The following is a 571-nucleotide window of genomic DNA, read 5'->3' on the forward strand; positions in this document are numbered from 1 at the left end:
GAAGTGAAACATCTTCGGGTTGTGAGGTTAAGCGACTAAGCGTACACGGTGGATGCCCTGGCAGTCAGAGGCGATGAAGGACGTGCTAATCTGCGAAAAGCGCCGGCGAGGTGATATGAACCCTTGACCCGGCGATGTCCGAATGGGGAAACCCAGTGCAATCCGTTGCACTATCGTTAACTGAATACATAGGTTAACGAGGCGAACCGGGGGAACTGAAACATCTAAGTACCCCGAGGAAAAGAAATCAACCGAGATTCCCCCAGTAGCGGCGAGCGAACGGGGAGCAGCCCAGAGTCTGAATCAGCTTGTGTGTTAGTGGAAGCGTCTGGAAAGTCGCACGGTACAGGGTGAAAGTCCCGTACACGAAAGCACACAGGCTGTGAACTCGAAGAGTAGGGCGGGACACGTGGTATCCTGTCTGAATATGGGGGGACCATCCTCCAAGGCTAAATACTCCTGACTGACCGATAGTGAACCAGTACCGTGAGGGAAAGGCGAAAAGAACCCCGGCGAGGGGAGTGAAAAAGAACCTGAAACCGTGTACGTACAAGCAGTGGGAGCACCTTCG

Annotated in this window: 1 rRNA gene; it reads left to right on the plus strand. The window is 53.8% G+C overall.

From position 1 onward, the window contains the following. Positions 1-25: 25 nt before the first annotated feature. Positions 26-571: ribosomal RNA gene (locus ACMWKA_RS25715) — 23S ribosomal RNA — on the plus strand; the annotation flags it as partial.

This window comes from Enterobacter sp. 03-F-07-AD-ECC (genome assembly GCF_047530935.1).
Taxonomy (GTDB): Bacteria; Pseudomonadota; Gammaproteobacteria; order Enterobacterales; family Enterobacteriaceae; genus Enterobacter; species Enterobacter cloacae.